General features: G+C 57.2%; 15 protein-coding genes. 3 read left to right on the top strand and 12 right to left on the bottom strand.

Annotated features, from left to right (window positions below):
* Positions 1-2: 2 nt before the first annotated feature.
* Genes L861_RS03835 through osmF form a run of 3 tightly spaced genes read right to left on the bottom strand, consistent with a single transcriptional unit; the run spans position 3 to position 3,034 of the window.
* Positions 3-953: an ABC transporter ATP-binding protein gene (locus L861_RS03835; RefSeq protein ID WP_016415243.1), complete on the bottom strand. Its 951-nt coding sequence runs from the start codon at positions 951-953 to the stop codon at positions 3-5.
* On the bottom strand, positions 946-2,118 hold the full coding sequence (locus L861_RS03840; protein ID WP_016415244.1) for an ABC transporter permease: 1,173 nt from the start codon (positions 2,116-2,118) through the stop codon (positions 946-948). Before L861_RS03840 ends, L861_RS03835 begins: the two co-directional genes overlap by 8 nt.
* A 13-nt stretch (positions 2,119-2,131) precedes the next feature.
* The gene (gene osmF / locus L861_RS03845) at positions 2,132-3,034 is read right to left on the bottom strand and encodes a glycine betaine ABC transporter substrate-binding protein OsmF (protein ID WP_016415245.1); all 903 of its coding nucleotides are present in this window, start codon (positions 3,032-3,034) and stop codon (positions 2,132-2,134) included.
* Positions 3,035-3,099: 65 nt separating this feature from the next.
* Between osmF and L861_RS03850 the strand changes: the two genes are divergently transcribed.
* Positions 3,100-4,086, top strand: coding sequence for a DUF1853 family protein (locus L861_RS03850; RefSeq protein WP_016415246.1), 987 nt, complete (start codon positions 3,100-3,102; stop codon positions 4,084-4,086).
* Here L861_RS03850 and cysS read toward each other — a convergent pair.
* Both cysS and L861_RS03860 read right to left on the bottom strand, forming a co-directional pair.
* Positions 4,074-5,474 carry a cysteine--tRNA ligase gene (gene cysS / locus L861_RS03855; protein WP_016415247.1) on the bottom strand — a complete coding sequence of 467 codons (1,401 nt, stop codon included), beginning with the start codon at positions 5,472-5,474 and terminating at the stop codon, positions 4,074-4,076. The two genes, L861_RS03850 and cysS, sit on opposite strands and share 13 nt — an antisense overlap.
* 1 nt (position 5,475) lies before the next feature.
* Positions 5,476-7,155, bottom strand: a complete 1,680-nt coding sequence (locus L861_RS03860) for a glutamine--tRNA ligase/YqeY domain fusion protein (RefSeq protein WP_016415248.1) — start codon at positions 7,153-7,155, stop codon at positions 5,476-5,478.
* Positions 7,156-7,319: 164 nt separating this feature from the next.
* On the opposite strand from L861_RS03860, the gene L861_RS03865 reads away from it, so the two are divergent.
* The gene (locus L861_RS03865; protein ID WP_016415249.1) at positions 7,320-7,829 is read left to right on the top strand and encodes a peptidylprolyl isomerase; all 510 of its coding nucleotides are present in this window, start codon (positions 7,320-7,322) and stop codon (positions 7,827-7,829) included.
* Positions 7,830-7,899: 70 nt separating this feature from the next.
* Positions 7,900-8,649 (top strand): UDP-2,3-diacylglucosamine diphosphatase, encoded by a 750-nt coding sequence (locus tag L861_RS03870; protein WP_016415250.1) that lies wholly within the window; start codon positions 7,900-7,902, stop codon positions 8,647-8,649.
* A 13-nt stretch (positions 8,650-8,662) separates the two neighbouring features.
* Here L861_RS03870 and L861_RS03875 read toward each other — a convergent pair whose 3' ends face one another.
* The 7 genes from L861_RS03875 to tig form a co-directional block, all read right to left on the bottom strand.
* Positions 8,663-9,724 carry a CobW family GTP-binding protein gene (locus L861_RS03875; RefSeq protein ID WP_236617041.1) on the bottom strand — a complete coding sequence of 354 codons (1,062 nt, stop codon included), beginning with the start codon at positions 9,722-9,724 and terminating at the stop codon, positions 8,663-8,665.
* Between the two features lie 92 nt (positions 9,725-9,816).
* Positions 9,817-11,637, bottom strand: a complete 1,821-nt coding sequence (locus L861_RS03880) for a SurA N-terminal domain-containing protein (protein WP_016415252.1) — start codon at positions 11,635-11,637, stop codon at positions 9,817-9,819.
* Positions 11,638-11,851: 214 nt separating this feature from the next.
* A complete protein-coding gene (gene hupB / locus L861_RS03885) occupies positions 11,852-12,124 on the bottom strand; it encodes a nucleoid-associated protein HU-beta (RefSeq protein ID WP_016415253.1) in 273 nt (90 codons plus the stop codon).
* A gap of 177 nt (positions 12,125-12,301) precedes the next feature.
* The gene (gene lon / locus L861_RS03890; RefSeq protein WP_016415254.1) at positions 12,302-14,710 is read right to left on the bottom strand and encodes an endopeptidase La; all 2,409 of its coding nucleotides are present in this window, start codon (positions 14,708-14,710) and stop codon (positions 12,302-12,304) included.
* Between the two features lie 150 nt (positions 14,711-14,860).
* Positions 14,861-16,141: an ATP-dependent Clp protease ATP-binding subunit ClpX gene (clpX, locus tag L861_RS03895; protein WP_016415255.1), complete on the bottom strand. Its 1,281-nt coding sequence runs from the start codon at positions 16,139-16,141 to the stop codon at positions 14,861-14,863.
* Between the two features lie 77 nt (positions 16,142-16,218).
* Positions 16,219-16,839 carry an ATP-dependent Clp endopeptidase proteolytic subunit ClpP gene (clpP, locus tag L861_RS03900; protein ID WP_016415256.1) on the bottom strand — a complete coding sequence of 207 codons (621 nt, stop codon included), beginning with the start codon at positions 16,837-16,839 and terminating at the stop codon, positions 16,219-16,221.
* Positions 16,840-16,962: 123 nt separating this feature from the next.
* On the bottom strand, positions 16,963-18,327 hold the full coding sequence (gene tig, locus L861_RS03905) for a trigger factor (RefSeq protein WP_016415257.1): 1,365 nt from the start codon (positions 18,325-18,327) through the stop codon (positions 16,963-16,965).
* Positions 18,328-18,534 lie beyond the last annotated feature (207 nt).

An 18,534-nucleotide genomic window follows, 5' to 3' on the forward strand; every position in this document is an offset into this window, starting at 1 on the left:
TTTCATGGCGCTGTCCGCAACAAGTCGTGGAACGCCAGCGTACCCACCGGCTGACCATCTTCGCTGGTCACCATCAGGGATTCGCAGCGATGCCACAGCATCAACGACAGTGCCAAGCGCAAGCTATCGTCAACACCAACCGTCGGCAGGTCCGCTTTGGCTTTGGCTTGGGCAGGGTCGAGCGGCTGCATGAGCGTTGCCACCCGGGTCAAGCCAGCCTGTTTGAGCCCCCGATCCGCCCCACCCAACAGCGACTCGACGAACTCGTCCGCCGGTTCATGCAAAAGCGTCTGTGGTGTACCTTGTTGCACGATGCGCCCTTGATTCATGACCACGATGCGATCAGCGAGCTTGAGCGCCTCGTCCATGTCATGAGTCACGAAAACGATGGTCTTCCTCAGTCGCGATTGAAGCCGCAGCAGTTCGTCTTGCAGCGTCTCGCGAGTAATGGGATCTAGTGCGCCGAAGGGCTCATCCATTAGCAGGATGTCCGGATCGGCAGCCAGTGCTCTCGCCACCCCCACGCGCTGAGCCTGACCACCGGAAAGCTGGGCGGGCATCTTGTCGGCAAAAGTCGCAGGCTCGAGACCCAACAATTCCATCAACTCGGTGACCCGTTCCTCGATCCGTGCCGGTGTCCACTTCAGTAACCGAGGCACCAAGCCGATATTGCGAGCCACGCTCCAATGCGGAAACAGCCCAGTGCTTTGGATCGCATATCCCATGCGCCGGCGCAATACCTGCCCATTGAATGAACGGATCTGCTGACCATCGATCAGGATCTGCCCAGCACTGTGCTCAATCAAGCGATTGATCATGCGTAGCGTAGTCGACTTGCCACAACCCGATGTCCCCACCAGCACGCAGAGTTCGCCACTGGCCACTGTCAACGAGATGCCATCCACGGCATGTTCCCGGCCGAACAGCTTGCTGACCTCTCGCAATTCAATCATGCACGACTCCACGCCGGAAATACGCCGCCAGGGCGCTGAAGCCCGCATCGACGATCAGGGCCATGATCAAAATCGGCAACGCACCCAGCACCACCAGATCCATGGCCGCTTGCCCCAATCCCTGGAAGATGAAAGTCCCAAGACCTCCAGCTCCAATCAAAGCCGCCACGGCGGCCAGACCGATTGCCTGAATGGCGGTGATACGGATTCCCTCGAGTAAAACCGGCAAGGCGAGCGGCAAGCGTACCTGGGAGAAGACTTGCCAAGGGCTCATCCCCATTCCGCGTGCCGACTCGATGACATCGGGCGGTACCTCTTCCAGTGCCACGAATGTGTTGCGTGTCATGGGTAGCAGGCTGTATCCCACCAATGCGATCAGCGCCGGCGCCCAACCGATACCTTTCACACCAAGATCGGCAAGTAGAGGGTAACGAGCCGCCAACCATGCCAACGGCGCCAACAGTAGTCCGAACAGAGCCAGACTGGGAATCGTTTGAATGATACTAAGGACACTGAACGCTGGGGTCTGAAGCCGCGTAAGACGCCGAATCAACAGCGCCAGCAAGAAACCGATGACAAGGCTAAGAGCCACTGCGGCACCCACCAGCATCAGGTGATACAGCACCGCTGCCGCAAACTGTTCTCGGCGCCCGGCATATTCGCGCGCCAGAGCCAGTGGCTCCAACCAACCTGATATCAAAGCCAGCGATAGCGACCCCACCACCAGAGCCGCCGCCATGTTCTGGAGCCCTTTAGACAACTGCAGCCGGGTTCGCAGTTCGATCAGGATCAACAGCAGCAGGAACAGCAACGTCCAGATACCCGGCCCCACACCGGCGCGGGCATAGGGTTGATCGGCATCGACGAAGCTCATGCAGAAGAGAGCCAGAGCCCATGGCAGCGCCATTAGCAAGGCGATATTGATAACGAATATCACCCGCATGCGCTTTTCCGACGGACGCCAAGCAAGCCATAGAACGGCCACAAAGGGCAACGACAGCAACAGTGCCCCGCCCAACCCGACAATTTCCATCAACCGATAAGCATCACCGGGAACGATGCGATTGGGCTGGACACTGGTCAACGCCAAACCGTGAAGTGCCGGCAACGCCAGCAGTATCATGGCGATGATGACCCGATTCGCCGGTTGCTTGGCGTCAGACATAGCGTCGACGCGATCAGGAGCCCATGGAATCGAGATAGTCGGCTGCCACCTGCCGTGGGTCGGCACCTCCCACCGCCACCTCGCCATTGAGGCGCTGTAGCGTTTCGAGGTCGAGCGATTCGAATACGGGGTTCAAGAGCGCCTCGATCTGCGGATAGGCCTCCAACACCGATTCCCGCACCACCGGAGCAGGCTGGTAGACTGGCTGCACACCGAGGGTATCCTCGAGCACCACCAGATCCAACGCATTGAGCCCTCCATCGGTACCATAAGTCATTGCGCCATTGACACCGTCAGTCTGTTGGGCAGCAGCACGCATGGTAGCTGCTGTGTTGCCACCCGAAAGCACCACGAGCTGATCGGATGACAACTCGAAGCCATAGGCTTCCTGGAATGCCGGCAAGGCCGACGGAGATTCGACGAATTCAGCGCTGGCAGCAAACTTGAACTCACCGCCGTCAGCCAAGTAGCCCGCCAAGTCCTCCAGCGATCGTAGTTCATGTTCCCGAGCCAAGTCACCACGCACACTCATCGCCCAAGTATTGTTGGCATTCGCAGGCTTCAGCCACACAAGCCGATTTCGCTCGTAATCGATTTCCTTGACCGTTTCATAAGCCTGCTGGGCATCGTTCCATACCGGGCTATCGCTCATATCGAAAAAGAACGCGCCGTTACCGGTATACTCCGGATAGATATCGATCTCTCCCGAGGTAATAGCTCCACGCACGATGCTGGTAGCCCCGAGCTGCAAGCGGTTTTCAACCTCGATGCCGTTGCGCTCCAGCACCTGCAGGATCAGTTGCCCCAGCACAGCGCCCTCGGTATCGATCTTCGAAGAAACCACTACCGGATCCTGCGCTTGAGCGACTCCCAAGGACAGCACAGAGCCCGCCACAACCGCCGACATCCATTGCATCGTTCTGTTCATCGAGACCACTCCGGTATGAAAAGATGTGCTGTCAGTATAAGGAAGGCATCACGATGTGTCAGACGCCCGATCAACGCTTACATCCACTCTGGGAGCGTTACCATCACCCTCTCGTTCGCGACCTGGCATGGCTGCTCGAGACACCTGATGTGCTCGAAAGCCCCGGGATTGCACGACCTGGCCTGAAGGAACTCGGGCTGGACGGTAGAGCGCTTGCCGCTTGGCTGGATGCCCTGGAACAGGCCCCGCACACCTTGGGCGCACGCATTGGCTCCAGCCGACGAGGCCGGCTTGGCCACTATCACGAGCGACTGTGGCAATTCCTGCTCGCCGAGGCGCCAGGAACTCACCTGCTGGCGCACAACCTGCCGATTATCGAAGACAAACGTACCTTGGGAGAGTTGGATTTACTCTATCGCAACAGCGCTACCCCTGCGCCGATACACCTTGAGGTCGCTATCAAGTTCTACCTGGGGCTACCCGAAGGCCCTGGCGAAGACAGTAGCCAAGCCCGTTGGATCGGCCCAGGTTGCGCCGACAGTCTGGCCATCAAGTACCAACACCTGCAGCAGCATCAGCTTCCTCTGGTGTATTCCCCCCAGGCAAGACGTTTGCTGAGCGATTTGCTGGATGATTGTGGCGACCCAACATCGGAAATCAAACAGCGACTCGCGTTGCCAGGAGTGCTCTTCTATCCCTGGCAACACGACATGTCACCCCCACAGGGAGCTCATGCCAATCACCTACGGGGTGAGTGGCTGACTTGGCGATGCTGGCCGGCATTTCGTTACCGGCTGCCGGCCAATACCCGTGGCTGCATATTACGCAAACCGCATTGGCTGGCCCTGCCGCCACACACCGACCTGTACTCGTTGTCCGATCTGAGCGCGCAACTAGTCCAATACTTCAACCTGCCACGCGCTCCCTTGCTACTGGGCCTGCATTCCCCAGAAATAGGCTGGAGTCGAGTCTTCGTGGCAGGAAACGAATGGCCCTACCAAATCCCGCTTCCGCCAATTCCAACCCTTCACTCACCCTGAGTGGCAGGTGTATCGACTACCCAAGTGGTACCCTCGCGTGAGTCCTTGAGCACAATTCCAAGTTCTGCCAGTTCATCTCGGATGCGATCCGCCGTAGCAAAATCCTTGGCCTTCTTGGCCGCTGCCCGTTCCGCGATACGCATTTCGATTTCGACCTCGCTGATCGGCAGTGCCTCGCCACCGCCCTTCAGGAAGGTGGACGGATCTTGGCTGAACAGCCCCAGAATCCCCCCCAGACGCTTCAGTTCGAAAGCCAGGGCTGGCGTCCACTCCGAGGCTTCCTGCTTGGCCCGATTGAGTTCGCGGGCCAAATCGAACAGCGCCGCCAGCGCTACGGGGGTATTGAAGTCGTCATCCATGGCGGCCACGAAGCGCTGATCGAAGCGCTGATCGACCTCGCCTTCCTGCGGCACCACGCCTTCCAGAGCCGTATAGAAACGCTCCAGCGACTTACGCGCTTCGCTTAGCGAGTCCGGGGCATAATTGATCGGGCTGCGATAGTGGCTGGCAACCAGTAAGTAGCGCACCACTTCGGGATCGTGAACCTCGAGCACATCACGAATGGTGAAGAAGTTGCCCAGTGACTTGGACATTTTCTCCTGATTGACGCGCACCGCCCCGGCGTGCATCCAGGTATTGACATAAGGTTTGTCGGTTGCCGCTTCGCTCTGGGCAATTTCGTTCTCATGGTGCGGGAACGTCAGGTCCGGCCCCCCACCATGAATATCGAAGGTCTCGCCAAGGCAACGGGTGGACATCGCCGAGCATTCGATATGCCAGCCGGGACGTCCCTCACCCCAGGGTGAAGACCAACTGGCCTCACCGGGCTTAGCCGTTTTCCAGAGTACGAAATCGAGAGGATCTTCCTTGTGTTCATCGACTTCGACCCGGGCGCCGGCACGCATCTCGTCCAGATCGCGATTGTTCAACTTGCCATAGTCGGTGAACTTACGGACCCGGTAGTAAACATCACCGTTATCCGCCGCATAAGCGTACCCCTTGGCTACCAGGGTTTCGATCATGGCAACGATATCGCTGACATGGCCGGTGGCACGCGGCTCCTGATCCGGACGCAGTACCATCAACCGGTCTTCGTCCTCGTGCATGGCAGCGATCATGCGCTCGGTCAGACTGGTGATCGATTCGCCATTTTCCTCGGCACGCCTGAGGATCTTGTCATCGATATCGGTGATGTTACGCACGTATGTGACGTCATAGCCTCTGGCCCGCAGGTAACGGGTAATGACGTCGAAGGCCACCATCACCCGAGCATGCCCTAGGTGGCAGTAGTCATAAACGGTCATGCCGCACACATACATTTGAATCTTGCCCGTTTCCAGGGGCACGAATTCTTGCTTGCGCCGTGTCAGTGTGTTGTAGATCTGCATGTCAGCCCTTCTTCTGAATCTTCGCCCAACTGTCCTTGAGTCCCACGGTACGATTGAATACCAGATGACCTTCGCGACAGGCATGACGATCGGCACAGAAGTAGCCGACACGCTCGAACTGGAAACGCGTTTCAGGCGTCACCTCAGCCAGGCTGGGTTCCCCAATGCCCTGCATGGTAACCAACGACTCGGCGTTGAGGTGCTCGAGGAAGTCGGCATCCTTGTCCTTGTCGGGCTGCTCCACTTGAAACAGATTATCGTAAAGTCTGACTTCCACAGGCACCCCCTGCGACGCGCTCACCCAGTGGATCACTCCCTTGACCTTGCGACCTTCGGGATTCTTGCCCAAGGTATCGAAATCCACCGAGCAACGTAACTCGACGATTTCATCTCGATCATCCTTGATCACTTCATCACAGCGAATCACATAAGCATTGCGCAGCCGCACTTCCTTACCCGGCGCCAGGCGGAAAAACTTCTTCGGCGGCTCTTCCATGAAGTCGTCACGATCGATCCATATCTCGCGGGTGAAAGGCAGCTTGCGCGTGCCCATGTCGTCACGCGCTGGATGCCCCGGCACCTCGAAGACCTCATTATGATCTTCGGAAACGTTGGTCAATACCACCTTGACAGGGTTCAGCACGCACATGGCGCGTGGTGCGTTGTCCTCGAGATCCGCACGAATCGCGTGATAGAGCATGGCGATGTCGACCAGGCCACCATCGGCTCGCGTCACTCCGATCATTTCGCAGAACTTGCGTATCGAGGCCGGCGTATAGCCACGACGACGCATGCCGGAGATGGTCGGCAGGCGAGGATCGTCCCAACCGTCAACGATCCCCTCATCCACCAGCAGCTTGAGTTTGCGCTTGGAGGTCAGGGTGTAGTTGAGGTTCAAACGCGCGAACTCGATCTGACGCGGCTTGCAGGGTACCGGTAGATTGTCGAGGAACCACTCATAGAGCGGACGATGGTCCTCGAATTCCAGGGTGCAGATGGAGTGCGTTACCCCTTCGATAGCGTCCGACTGGCCATGTGTGAAGTCGTAGGAAGGATAGATCTTCCACTTATCACCGGTCTGATGGTGACTGGCATGGCGGATGCGATACAGGATCGGGTCGCGCAAGTTGATATTGGGCGAGGCCATATCGATCTTGGCACGCAATACCTTCTCGCCTTCGGCGAATTCACCGGCACACATGCGCTCCAACAGGTCGAGGTTTTCCTCGGGAGAGCGGTCGCGATAGGGGCTGGAGCGGCCCGGTTCGGTCAGGGTACCGCGATACTCGCGGATCTCATCCGGCGAAAGGTCATCGACATAAGCCTTACCTTCACGCACCAAGTGCTGTGCCCAAGCATAGAGCTGATCGAAATAGTCGGAAGCGAAGCGTACGTCCCCTGCCCACTGGAAACCCAGCCAGGAAACATCCTCCTTGATGGCATCAATATAGGCCTGTTCTTCCTTGGCAGGATTAGTGTCGTCGAAACGCAGATGACAGTCACCGCCGAACTGCTCGGCGAGCCCGAAATTCAGACAAATCGACTTGGCATGGCCGATATGCAGGAAGCCATTGGGCTCCGGGGGGAACCGCGTCACGATAGTATCGACCTTGCCCACATCGACTTCTTCACGAATCTGGTTGCGAATGAAGTTCGGGGCGCTGGTGCTGTCATTACTCATGGGGCGTCTGGGAACCTCTGGTTGCTCGCGATGGCCGGCGGCGCAGCGTATGGCGAGCCGGTTGACTCGCGCCGGCTTCGCGCGCCGATGCAAAACGGCTATTATAGCGTGACGCAGTCGCGCTACGCCAAGGCGCGCCACTCAATACCGCTCGGGATTCTGACATGATCGTTCTGCAAACCAACTTCGGCGATATCACTATCGCGCTCGACTTTGACAAGGCACCGAAAACCGCCGCCAATTTCCAGCAATACGTGACTGACGGGCACTACGACGATACCCTCTTCCACCGAGTGATCAACGGCTTCATGATCCAGGGTGGTGGCTTCGACACCGATTTCGAACAGAAACCCACCCGCGAACCTATCGAGAACGAGGCCGACAATGGCTTGCAGAATCGTACCGGCACTTTAGCCATGGCCCGTACCCAAGACCCCCATTCGGCGACGGCACAGTTCTTCATCAACGTTGCCGACAACGACTTCCTCAACCATAGCGCCAAGACCCTTCAGGGCTGGGGCTATTGCGTGTTCGGCGAAGTCGTCGAGGGTATGGATGTGGTGGAGAGGATCAAGGAAGTCCCCACCACACGTCGTGGCATGCATGCCGACGTACCCGCCGATGATGTGGTGATCCAACGTGCCTATCTCAAGGACGGCGCACAGGACACCTGAGTCCTTGGCCACCCTTCACACGCCCGCACCATGCGGGCGTGTTGCGTTCTGCCCCAAGCGAGAGCCCGTCATGACCACCCTACTGATTTCCGACCTCCACCTGGATACCGATACCCCTGAGATCGCCGATGGTTTTTTCGCCTATCTTGATGGCCATGCCCGAAACGCCGAAGCCTTGTATATCCTCGGCGACTTCTTCGAGGCCTGGATCGGCGACGACATCCTTGATCACCCCGCCATGGCGCCTTTGGCCACGCAAGTCGTCGAGGCCTTACGGCGCGTAAGCGATGCCGGGACTCACCTCTACCTGATGCATGGTAACCGCGACTTCCTGCTTGGTGAGCGCTTTGCCACCGATGCGGGACTGACCTTGCTCCCCGACCCCACCGTCATAGAACTGGCTGGCGAGCGGGTGCTGTTGATGCATGGTGATAGCCTATGCACTCGAGACACGGCCTATATGGCCTTTCGCGAACAGGCCCGCAATCCGCAATGGCAAGCACAAGTTCTGGCCATGCCCATCGAACAGCGACTGGAACTGGCCAAGAACCTTCGCATGCAATCAGGCGAGGCCATTTCCAACAAGGCCGAGGACATCATGGACGTCACAGCGGATGAAGTGGTGCGGGTGATGGCCGAACACGATGTCCGCACCCTGATCCATGGCCACACCCACCGTCCCGCTGTGCATTCCCTAGAGGTCAATGGCCGCCCTGCCACACGGATGGTGCTTGGCGATTGGCAGCCTAAACGCGGCTGGGAGATTCGTGCAGAAAGTGGCCAGATGCCAAAGCTGAGAGACTTCCCCCTGCGTGGTTGACCCGCACGAAACCTCATCGCGAGTCCACGGTAGACACATCGTCCTGACAAGCTGACAAGCGCTCCGCCAACACCTTGGCCGCTGGAAGAGCCTCCTGCGGCCCGATGAGCTCCAGACGCGAATCACGGCGCCACACGCTGGCTGTCAGGGTAGCTCGACCTTCGGCCTGATTGTAGAGCTTCCAACCGGCATCGGTATGCATGACAGCCTTGACCCGCAGCGATGCCGGCAACCGGTCAAGCAATATCGTCAAGGCATCCAAAGAAAAGCGGTCACTCGGATGCCAACGCCAACCCAAGCTGGCATGTCCCAACGCCTCTCCCTTCTCGCATATCGGCTGTCTTGGGCTCGGCTCACGATATCGATACTCATCCAGAACGACCAAAGGCGACGAGCTCCTCAAATCGCGATGAGAGTCGACACCCTGCCGGTGGGCGACATCAACCTCACGCTCATGGTGAAGCCCATCGAGCAACAGAGACAATGGCATCCGACCATGTGTGGCCTCCATCATCCAGCGCTTGGGTGGCCACATGCTCTCGAGATAGCGACGGGCTTCCTGGCGTTGTTGATGGCTGGCCAAGTCAGTCATGGTCAAAGCCACCCCATCGGCCATCAGTAGTTGGTCCTGAAAGGTGTCGTGCTCACGCGAGCGCGGATCGTCGAGACGACGAGGATCGAGCAAGGCAATGACTTCCTTCAATTGAAGTGCTCCGGCAAAGGCCTCACCACGCAACATCTCGATCAAGCCAGCAGGGTGGCCCAGCCCGGAAGGTTCGACCAACAAGCGATCAGGACGGTGTCGATGAATAAGGTTGACCAATGACGCCTGCAGCACGAAGGCCAGTTGACAGCACATGCAACCACCCGGCAAGCCTTTTACGATAACGTCGTCTTTCTCTTCGAATATCGCCTGGTCGATACCTACCTGACCGAACTCGTTGATGACGATCGCCCAGCGTTCATCATGAGGTTTGTGAGCGACCAAGTGACGGATCAGAGTGCTCTTGCCACTGCCCAGGAAGCCTGTAATCACGTGCACCGGTATCGGCATTGCGCGCTCGTTTGTCATCATATGAACCTCGCTACCAACGCCAATGGTTACAATATAACATTATTGCCTCAAAAAAATGCGCGGTAACAAATACCGCGCGATCTTTTTTCTCGTCAGAGACGCTCGATGTCCGCCTTACGATGCAAGTCATCAAGCAACCCTTGGATGGCAGCCTGGGCACGCAGTCTCTCGGCCATCTGCGCCACGAAGCCCTCATACTCTTCATCGACATCTCCCGGCTCGATTGCGTCGAGGGCGATGATCACCACCTCATTCTCAACCACGGCATGGCCATAGACCGGTTGGTCGCCTTGAGGATGCGGTAAACGGAACGCCGCCTGGCGCACAGCTTGGGGAATGTCTCCTCCCGATTGACGACCGACGCTGTTCGCCTGCTGCCATTCGAAAGCCGGTTGTTCACCATCACGCAAATCCGTCACGTGCTTGCGTGCCAGTTCAAGCAAGGCCTCGCGTTGCTTGCTTGCCTTCACCTCGGCCATGACTTGGCTTCGCACCTCATCCAGATCGAGAACGGCAGCTTCACGGTGATCGGCAACCCGCAGCACCATGCGGCGATCCTCATCAAGCTCGATGACTTCACTATTGAAACCATCTTCAAGTACATCAGTACTGAAAGCAGCACTCATGACCCCAGGCTCGGAAAGCACCCCTCTCCCACCGTCACGAGACACCCAGTCGCTTTGCTGAAGCTCAAGCCCAAGATCGTCGGCCACACTCTTCAGGTCATCGGCAGCAAAGCTTTCATCGATGAGGCGCTGCACGCGCTGGTTGAATTCATCATTGACGGCTTCCTCTGCCGCCTCGTCACGTAGCTCATCACGCATCGCTTCAAATGGCGGCATCTCGATCTCAGTCACTTTGATCAAGTGCAGTCCATTCTCGGTTTCGACGATGGAAGACACCTGCCCCTCATCCAGCGAGAAAGCGGCATTCTCAAAAGCCTCACCAAAAAAGCCACGACTGATGATGCCCAGATCACCACCTTCGCTGGCAGTGGTAGTGTCATCAGAATACTCAGCCGCCAATTCAGCGAAGTCCTCTCCATTTGCCAGCCGATCCCGGACGTCTTCAAGGCGGGCACGTGCTTCTTCACGGCTACGTTCCCCATCAAAGGTCACCATGATATGTGACACACGGCGCTCGGCATCACTAGCCCGACTCTCATAGGCGTCGCGTAATGCCTGTTCGCCCACTTCGGCCTCTTCGGCCATCTCCATCCGATCGACAATGACATATTCCAGGCGAACCTGCTCGGGACGTCGATAGTCCTGAGCATTAGCTTCGTAATAGGTCTTGAGTTCAGCCTCGCTGACTTCGACTGGAGTTTCGAGGTTCTCGGCGGTCAGAGCATGATAGCGGAAGCTTCGCGTCTGTCGCTGCAGTTCCCCGAGACGCTCACGCTCGGAAGGCAGGGTGAAATCGCTGAGCGCCAGCCCCTGCTGTAGCTGTCGGCGCTGCATATCAACCCGCAATGCTTCACGGAATGACATGGGAGTATAGCCGGCACTGGCCAGGCGATTGCGGAAGAGATCTTCTGAGAAACGCCCCTCCTGGTCCTGAAACTCAGGTAACGACACGATCACCTGATCGATTTGGCTCTCGGAAAGATGTAAGCCGCCATCGTCGGCATACTGGTCCAGTAGCGAGGTGGTGATCAGTTCATCCAGCACTTGGCGGCGCAATTCCCGCTCCTGATCCGGTGGTATCTGGCCACTACGTATGGCACGTTGAACTTCCAGCTCGACTTGACGACGAGTAATGGACTCGCCATTGACCTTGGCCAGGTCATCCGCCCCACTCGTGAACAGCCCCACCAAGGCATCCGCCCCGAACAAAGCCATGGTGACGACTATCGCCCCGATAATGATCTTGGCGCCCCAACTCTTGGAGCGATCCCGAATATTTTGCAGCATGCTGGCCTCAGCTGAAGATTGGCACGAAAATGCGAGACATTATACCTAGTGGGACGGCATTGAAGCCAAGTCTCTACGCCCCGTCACCAAGATGAACGTGAAAATGCTTCCTGTCCGCTCGCCGGCACCGAATTTTCCGACAATAAAAAGGCGCACCGCGTTCGCGATGCGCCTGATGACGGGCCACCAAGCCCGCTGACGACGAGTCAGCGTCTTAGTTGACCGAGTCCTTGAGCGCCTTGCCAGCCTTGAAGCTCGGCACTTTTGCGGCACTGATCTGAATCGGCTGCCCCGTTTGAGGGTTACGGCCGGTACGCGCGGCGCGCTCCTTGACAGAGAAGGTACCAAAGCCCACCAGAGACACGGCATCACCCTTCTTCAGGCTTTCAGTGACACTCTCGACCATGGCATCGAGTGCACGACTAGCGGCTGCCTTGGGAATATCGGCAGACGCGGCAATGGCTTCAATCAGCTCGGATTTGTTCACACTTCACCCCTTGACTGTTACGGAAATTGACTACTAATCGGCGCTATCTTCGGGTGGCTTACGCGATCACGGCAAGGCGCAATTTATAGCAATGCGATGAAACGTCTGTCAAGCAACCTTTGGCGCCAAGCCCCATCATGGCGGGGTTTACCCTTTACCATAATGGGACAATTATCGCTAATGCGTACTGATCATCGAGCGGGAAGAAGCTGGGTCATCGGGTCGCTTTTCGTCACCCTCAATCTCCGGCGTTCCTACCAGTGCCGCCTCCAGGATTTCATCGATCCATCGAACGGGCCTGATGTCCAACGCATCCTTGATATTATCCGGTACCTCCTTGAGGTCACGGCGGTTCTCTTCGGGTATTAGCACTATCTTTATACCACCGCGTCGGGCAGCCAGCAATTTCTCCTTCAATCCACCGATAGGCATGACTTCACCACGCAGATTGACTTCACCTGTCATGGCAATATCGCACCGCACCGCGCGCCCAGTATAAGCCGATACCATGGCCGTCACCATGGCAATGCCGGCACTAGGACCATCTTTGGGTGTAGCACCCTCCGGCACATGGATATGCAGGTCTTCCTTTTCGAACCTCTCGGGATCGATACCCAATGACATGGCTCTTGCGCGTACCACAGTGTGTGCTGCGCTGACAGACTCCTTCATGACTTCGCCCAACGACCCAGTCTTGTTGATACGCCCCTTGCCCGGCGTCACCACTGACTCAATGTTGAGCAGTTCGCCCCCTACGGACGTCCACGCCAGGCCTGTCACGCGCCCGACCTGATCGTCCTGATCGGCAAGACCATAGCTATAACGGCGCACACCGGCATAGGCTTCGATCTCGGCCGCCGTCAATGTCCGGGGCGCTTGGGCTCCTTCCTTGCCTTCGGCCTCCAACCGTTCGCGCAATACCTTGCGGCAGACCTTGGCGATCTGACGCTCGAGCTCACGCACTCCCGCTTCACGAGTATAGTAGCGGATCAGTTCCAGTAGGGCATCGCCGTTGAAGGCCAACTCATCGTCTTTGAAGCCGTTGGCTTTCAATTGCTTGGGCACTAGATAGCGCTTGGCGATGGCTTGCTTCTCGTCCTCGGTATAACCCGGCAAGCGAATGATCTCCATACGATCCAGAAGCGGGCCGGGAATGTTCATTGAGTTGGCAGTGCAGATGAACATGGTCTCGGAGAGATCGTAGTCAAGTTCCAAGTAATGGTCGCTGAACTTGTCGTTCTGTTCCGGATCCAGCACCTCAAGCAGCGCCGAAGCGGGATCGCCGCGATGATCCATGCCGATCTTGTCAACCTCATCGAGCAGGAATAACGGATTTTTGACCCCGGCCTTGCTCATGCGCTGAATCAACTTGCCGGGCAAGGAGCCGATATATGTCCGGCGATGCCCCCTAATCTCGGATTCGTCACGAACTCCACCCAATGCCAAACGCACATACTTACGATTGGTGGCACGAGCAATCGACTGCCCGAGAGAAGTCTTACCTACCCCAGGTGGCCCAACAAGACAAAGCACCGGCCCTTTGAGCTTCTTGACACGCTTCTGTACCGCCAGATACTCGAGGATGCGCTCCTTGACCTCTTCCAGCCCATAGTGATCCTCGTCCAGTACCTGGCCAGCACGCGCCAGATCGTGCTTGACCCGAGTGCGCTTTTTCCACGGCACCGAAATCAGCCAATCGAGATAGGAACGCACCACCGTGGCCTCGGCTGAGGTCGGCGCCATCATCTTCAGTTTGCTGAGTTCCTGGTTAGCCTTGTCGGCAGCCTCCTTGGGCATGCCGGATTCCTTGATGGCCTGCTCATACTTCTCGGCCTCATTGGGCACATTTTCGAGCTCACCCATCTCCTTCTGGATGGCCTTCATCTGCTCATTGAGATAGTACTCGCGCTGGGACTTCTCCATCTGGTCCTTGACCCGGGAGCGAATCCGCTTCTCAACCTGCAGCAGATCGATCTCGGATTCGATCAGCGCCATCAGGTGCTCGATACGATCGCGCACCCGATCCACCTCCAACAACTGTTGCTTGTCATCGATCTTCAATGACAGATGCGCACAGATGGTATCCACCAGACGGCTGGGATCCTCGATGCCGGAGAGAGAATTGAGCACCTCATTGGGCACTTTCTTGGACAGTTTGACATATTGTTCGAACTGATTGAGCAATACCCGTACCAGGGAATCACGCTCCCGCTCGGTCAACGGTTCGCTTTCACGCAGGCTCACCTCAGCTCGACTATAACCGCTATCAACAACGGTGATTTTTCCGACATCGGCACGCGACGTCCCTTCGATTAGAACCTTGACGGTTCCATCGGGCAACTTGAGAAGCTGCATGATCTCGGCCACCGTCCCCACGGCGAACAGATCGCCGCTATCCGGATCGTCCTGACCTGCTTCACGCTGGGCGACCAACAGTACCCGCTTGTCGGCCTCCATGGCCGCTTCAAGGGCCTGGATAGACTTCTCGCGTCCCACGAACAGCGGAATGACCATCTGCGGGTAGACGACCACGTCACGCAAGGGGAGTAATGGCAGACTCAGGGTCTGTTCGGCGTTCTGCTGCATCGCAGACGTTCCTCAACAAATCGGGATTTACTAAGGTGATGGGGGCACGGGTGGCAATTTGCAAGGCGCAACCTACGAGCGGCCACCCGTTGTGTCAGCACACGAAAAAGGGCCGCTGGGCGGCCCCTCTTCGAGCGGGTCTTCGGCTCGTCAACCGTCCTTGCCGGCCACCTTACTTTCTTCCTGCTGCGAATAGATCAACAGTGGCTCGCTTTCCCCGGCAATTACCGACTCATCAATGACCACCTTGGTGACACCCTCCAAGGAGGGAATTTCGTACATGGTATCGAGTAACACCGACTCGAGAATCGAGCGCAGACCACGAGCACCGGTCTTGCGTGCCATAGCCTTGGCTGCCACTGCACGCAAGGCGTCTTCACGGAAGTCGAGTTCCACCCCTTCCATTTCGAACAATTTGCCGTATTGCTTGATCAAGGAGTTCTTAGGCTCGGTGAGAATCTGAATCAGAGCGTCCTCGGAAAGCTCAGTCAGAGTGGCGATCACCGGTAGACGGCCCACGAACTCGGGAATCAGGCCAAACTTGACCAGATCTTCCGGTTCGACATCAGCCAGAATATCGCCAATACCCTTGCCTTCTTCCTTGCTCTTGACCGAGGCATTGAAACCAATGCCACCCTTTTCGGCACGATCGCGAATCACCTTGTCCAATCCGGCGAAAGCCCCGCCGACGATGAACAGGATGTTACCGGTGTTGACTTGCAAGAACTCCTGTTGAGGGTGCTTGCGCCCCCCTTGGGGAGGCACTGACGCGGTGGTTCCTTCGATCAACTTGAGCAGCGCCTGCTGCACGCCTTCACCCGATACATCCCGGGTAATGGAAGGATTGTCGGACTTACGCGAAATCTTGTCGATCTCATCGATATAAACGATGCCCTTCTGCGCCTTGTCGACATCGTAATCACACTTCTGCAGTAGCTTCTGGATGATATTCTCGACATCCTCACCCACATACCCAGCTTCAGTGAGCGTGGTCGCATCCGCAATGGTAAAGGGCACATTCAGCAAGCGCGCCAGCGTTTCAGCCAACAACGTCTTGCCGCTACCGGTCGGCCCGATCAACAGGATGTTCGACTTACCCAACTCCACATCGTCGGACTTCACCTCGGCGCGCAAACGCTTGTAGTGATTGTAGACCGCCACGGACAACACCATTTTGGCGCGATCCTGGCCAATCACGTAATCGTCGAGGGTATGACGAATTTCGCGCGGAGTCGGCAAGCGATCTTCGTCGCCCTCAGCGTCGGCCTCGAGGACTTCCTCGCGAATGATGTCGTTGCATAGATCGACACATTCATCGCAGATATAGACGGAGGGTCCAGCTATCAGCTTACGGACTTCGTTCTGGTTCTTGCCGCAGAACGAGCAGTACAGCAGCTTGCCACTCTCGTCCTTGCCTTTGCCGTCGGCCATTCGCGTACCTCTTAACGGGAGGCGGCCCTCATGCCGCCGGAAGTTGCCTGTTTCTGATGCGCCTTGAAATTACGCTATCAGGAAGCCGGACGCTTATCCAGCATGGCATCGATCAGGCCGTATTCTGCAGCCTGGGCGCCGTCCATGAAGTTGTCACGATCAGTATCTCGAGCAATCGTCTCGATATCCTGTCCCGTGTGATGCGCCAAAATCTTGTTGAGCTTGTGGCGGATATTGAGGATTTCCTTGGTGTGGATCTCAATATCCGACGCTTGCCCCTGATAACCGCCAAGCGGCTGATGGATCATCATCCGCGAGTTTGGCAGACAGAAGCGCTTGCCCGCTGCACCACCAGCCAGTAACAGAGCCCCCATGCTTGCTGCCTGACCGATGCAAACGGTCGACACGTCGGGCTTTATGAATTGCATGGTGTCATAGACAGACATTCCCGCCGTCACCGACCCTCCTGGAGAGTTGATGTACAGGTGGATATCCTTGTCGGGGTTCTCGGACTCGAGAAACAGCAGCTGGGCAACCACCAGGTTAGCCATGTAATCTTCCACTGGCCCGATCAGGAAGATCACGCGCTCCTTCAGCAGGCGCGAATAGATATCGTAGGCCCGCTCTCCGCGAGCGCTCTGCTCGACCACCATCGGCACCAGGCCGCCGGCATTTTGAATATCGAACTCGTTACCCATCTGATTGGCGTCCTATTTATCCGATGACTGAAACCACGACACTATCGACGCGGACCCATTATCTCATTAAATCATAACACCAAGCCCGGCATAAGCCGGGCTTGGCTATGCCTTATCCGACGTTCAGGCCTTGGCTTCTTCGCTCTCGCCATCTTCCTCGTCGGCTTCGTCACTGTCTTGAGCCTGCTGCTGAGCGGCCTGGAGCGCTTGCTCGTAGCTCATCTCGACATCCTTGACATGGGCCTGCTCTAGCAGTGTGTCAACGGCCTTTTCCTCGAGGATGGACGACTTGACCTGACCTTTGAGCTGTTCGTTACCCAGATAATAGTCGATGACCTGCTGTGGCTCCTGATACTGCTGGGCCAACTCCTCGACCTTCACCTTGATCTCATCATCGCTGGCATCCAGCTCATTGACCTTGATCACCTCGGCCAGCAGCAGCCCGACCTGGACACGACTCTTGGCTTGATCGGCAAACAATTCATTGGGCAGTTGGGAAACATCGAAATCCTCGCCCAGACCAAACTGCTGAGCCGCCTGGCGCTTGAGTGCATCGGTCTCCTGCTGAACCAACGCCTGGGGCACAGGGATCTCGTTGGCATTCTTCAGCGCCTCGAGAACCTGTTGCTTGACACGATTGTCGACGGCCTGCCCTACTTCACGAGTCATGTTCTTCTTGACTTCGGCACGGAACTTCTCGACGTCACCATCTTCCACGCCGAACTGCTTGATGAAGTCGGCGTCGATCTCAGGAAGCTGTTGAGCGCTGACACGGTGCACCTTGACCTTGAACGTCGCTTCCTTACCCGCCAGATTCTCGGCCTGATAGTCCTCAGGGAACGTCACCTTGATCTCAGTTTCGTCGCCGGCTGAGACACCAGCCAGCTGCTCCTCGAAACCGGGAATGAAGCTCTCCGATCCTAGCACCAGGTCATGGTTCTCGGCCTGACCACCCTCGAAAGGCTCGTCGCCAAGAAAGCCCTGGAAGTCGATGGTCACTTGATCGCCATCTTCAGCAGCTCGCTCCACCGCTTCCCAGGAAGCATTCTGCTTGCGCAGCGTATCGATCATCTGCTCGACATCGGCATCGGTCACTTCAACCGCCGGGCGCTCTACCTCGGCACCATCGATGCTCTTGAGCTCAACCTCAGGGTAGACCTCCAGAGTGGCAACGAATTCAAGATCCTTGCCACTCTCATTGACAGTCGGCTCGATCTGCGGATAGCCAGCGGGATTGAGACTCTCTTGGGTGATGGCCTGAACGTAGCGCTCGCGCATCAGTTCGCCCACCACTTCGTTACGCACGTCGTGACCATAACGCTGACGAACCACGGCCATCGGCACCTTGCCTTGACGGAAACCGTTGAGGCGGACGTTCCTGGCGGCGTCCTTGAGGCGGGCCGTGACGGCCTGGTCGACCTCATCCGCCGGCACCTGAACCGTGACACGGCGTTCGATCTGGGAGGTCGTTTCGACGGAAACTTGCATGAATAGTCCTCTACCGACTGGGGGCGTTCTATGGAATGCGTTGAAGGGTCAAAAGAGTAATTCTAAGAACCTCATCACGCGCTGGCAAGCGCGCCATGCCTTCACTATGGGGGCAGAATCACAAGGCACAAGGGGATCTTTCAACAGAATCGGCAAATGTGACCGCCACACCGCACACTCCACACAAGAGCAAGGCTCACGAGCACA

The sequence above is a fragment of the Litchfieldella anticariensis FP35 = DSM 16096 genome (genome assembly GCF_000409775.1).
Lineage (GTDB): Bacteria > Pseudomonadota > Gammaproteobacteria > Pseudomonadales > Halomonadaceae > Litchfieldella > Litchfieldella anticariensis.

Coding starts and splice junctions, on each gene's coding strand:
- L861_RS03835 (WP_016415243.1), bottom strand. CDS start 953: ATGATTGAATTGCGAGAGGTCAGCAAGCTGTTCGGCCGGGAACATGCC.
- L861_RS03840 (WP_016415244.1), bottom strand. CDS start 2,118: ATGTCTGACGCCAAGCAACCGGCGAATCGGGTCATCATCGCCATGATA.
- tig (WP_016415257.1), bottom strand. CDS start 18,327: ATGCAAGTTTCCGTCGAAACGACCTCCCAGATCGAACGCCGTGTCACG.
- osmF (WP_016415245.1), bottom strand. CDS start 3,034: ATGCAATGGATGTCGGCGGTTGTGGCGGGCTCTGTGCTGTCCTTGGGA.
- cysS (WP_016415247.1), bottom strand. CDS start 5,474: ATGCAGATCTACAACACACTGACACGGCGCAAGCAAGAATTCGTGCCC.
- L861_RS03860 (WP_016415248.1), bottom strand. CDS start 7,155: ATGAGTAATGACAGCACCAGCGCCCCGAACTTCATTCGCAACCAGATT.
- L861_RS03875 (WP_236617041.1), bottom strand. CDS start 9,724: ATGATGACAAACGAGCGCGCAATGCCGATACCGGTGCACGTGATTACA.
- L861_RS03880 (WP_016415252.1), bottom strand. CDS start 11,637: ATGCTGCAAAATATTCGGGATCGCTCCAAGAGTTGGGGCGCCAAGATC.
- L861_RS03850 (WP_016415246.1), top strand. CDS start 3,100: ATGTGTCAGACGCCCGATCAACGCTTACATCCACTCTGGGAGCGTTAC.
- lon (WP_016415254.1), bottom strand. CDS start 14,710: ATGCAGCAGAACGCCGAACAGACCCTGAGTCTGCCATTACTCCCCTTG.
- L861_RS03870 (WP_016415250.1), top strand. CDS start 7,900: ATGACCACCCTACTGATTTCCGACCTCCACCTGGATACCGATACCCCT.
- clpX (WP_016415255.1), bottom strand. CDS start 16,141: ATGGCCGACGGCAAAGGCAAGGACGAGAGTGGCAAGCTGCTGTACTGC.
- L861_RS03865 (WP_016415249.1), top strand. CDS start 7,320: ATGATCGTTCTGCAAACCAACTTCGGCGATATCACTATCGCGCTCGAC.
- clpP (WP_016415256.1), bottom strand. CDS start 16,839: ATGGGTAACGAGTTCGATATTCAAAATGCCGGCGGCCTGGTGCCGATG.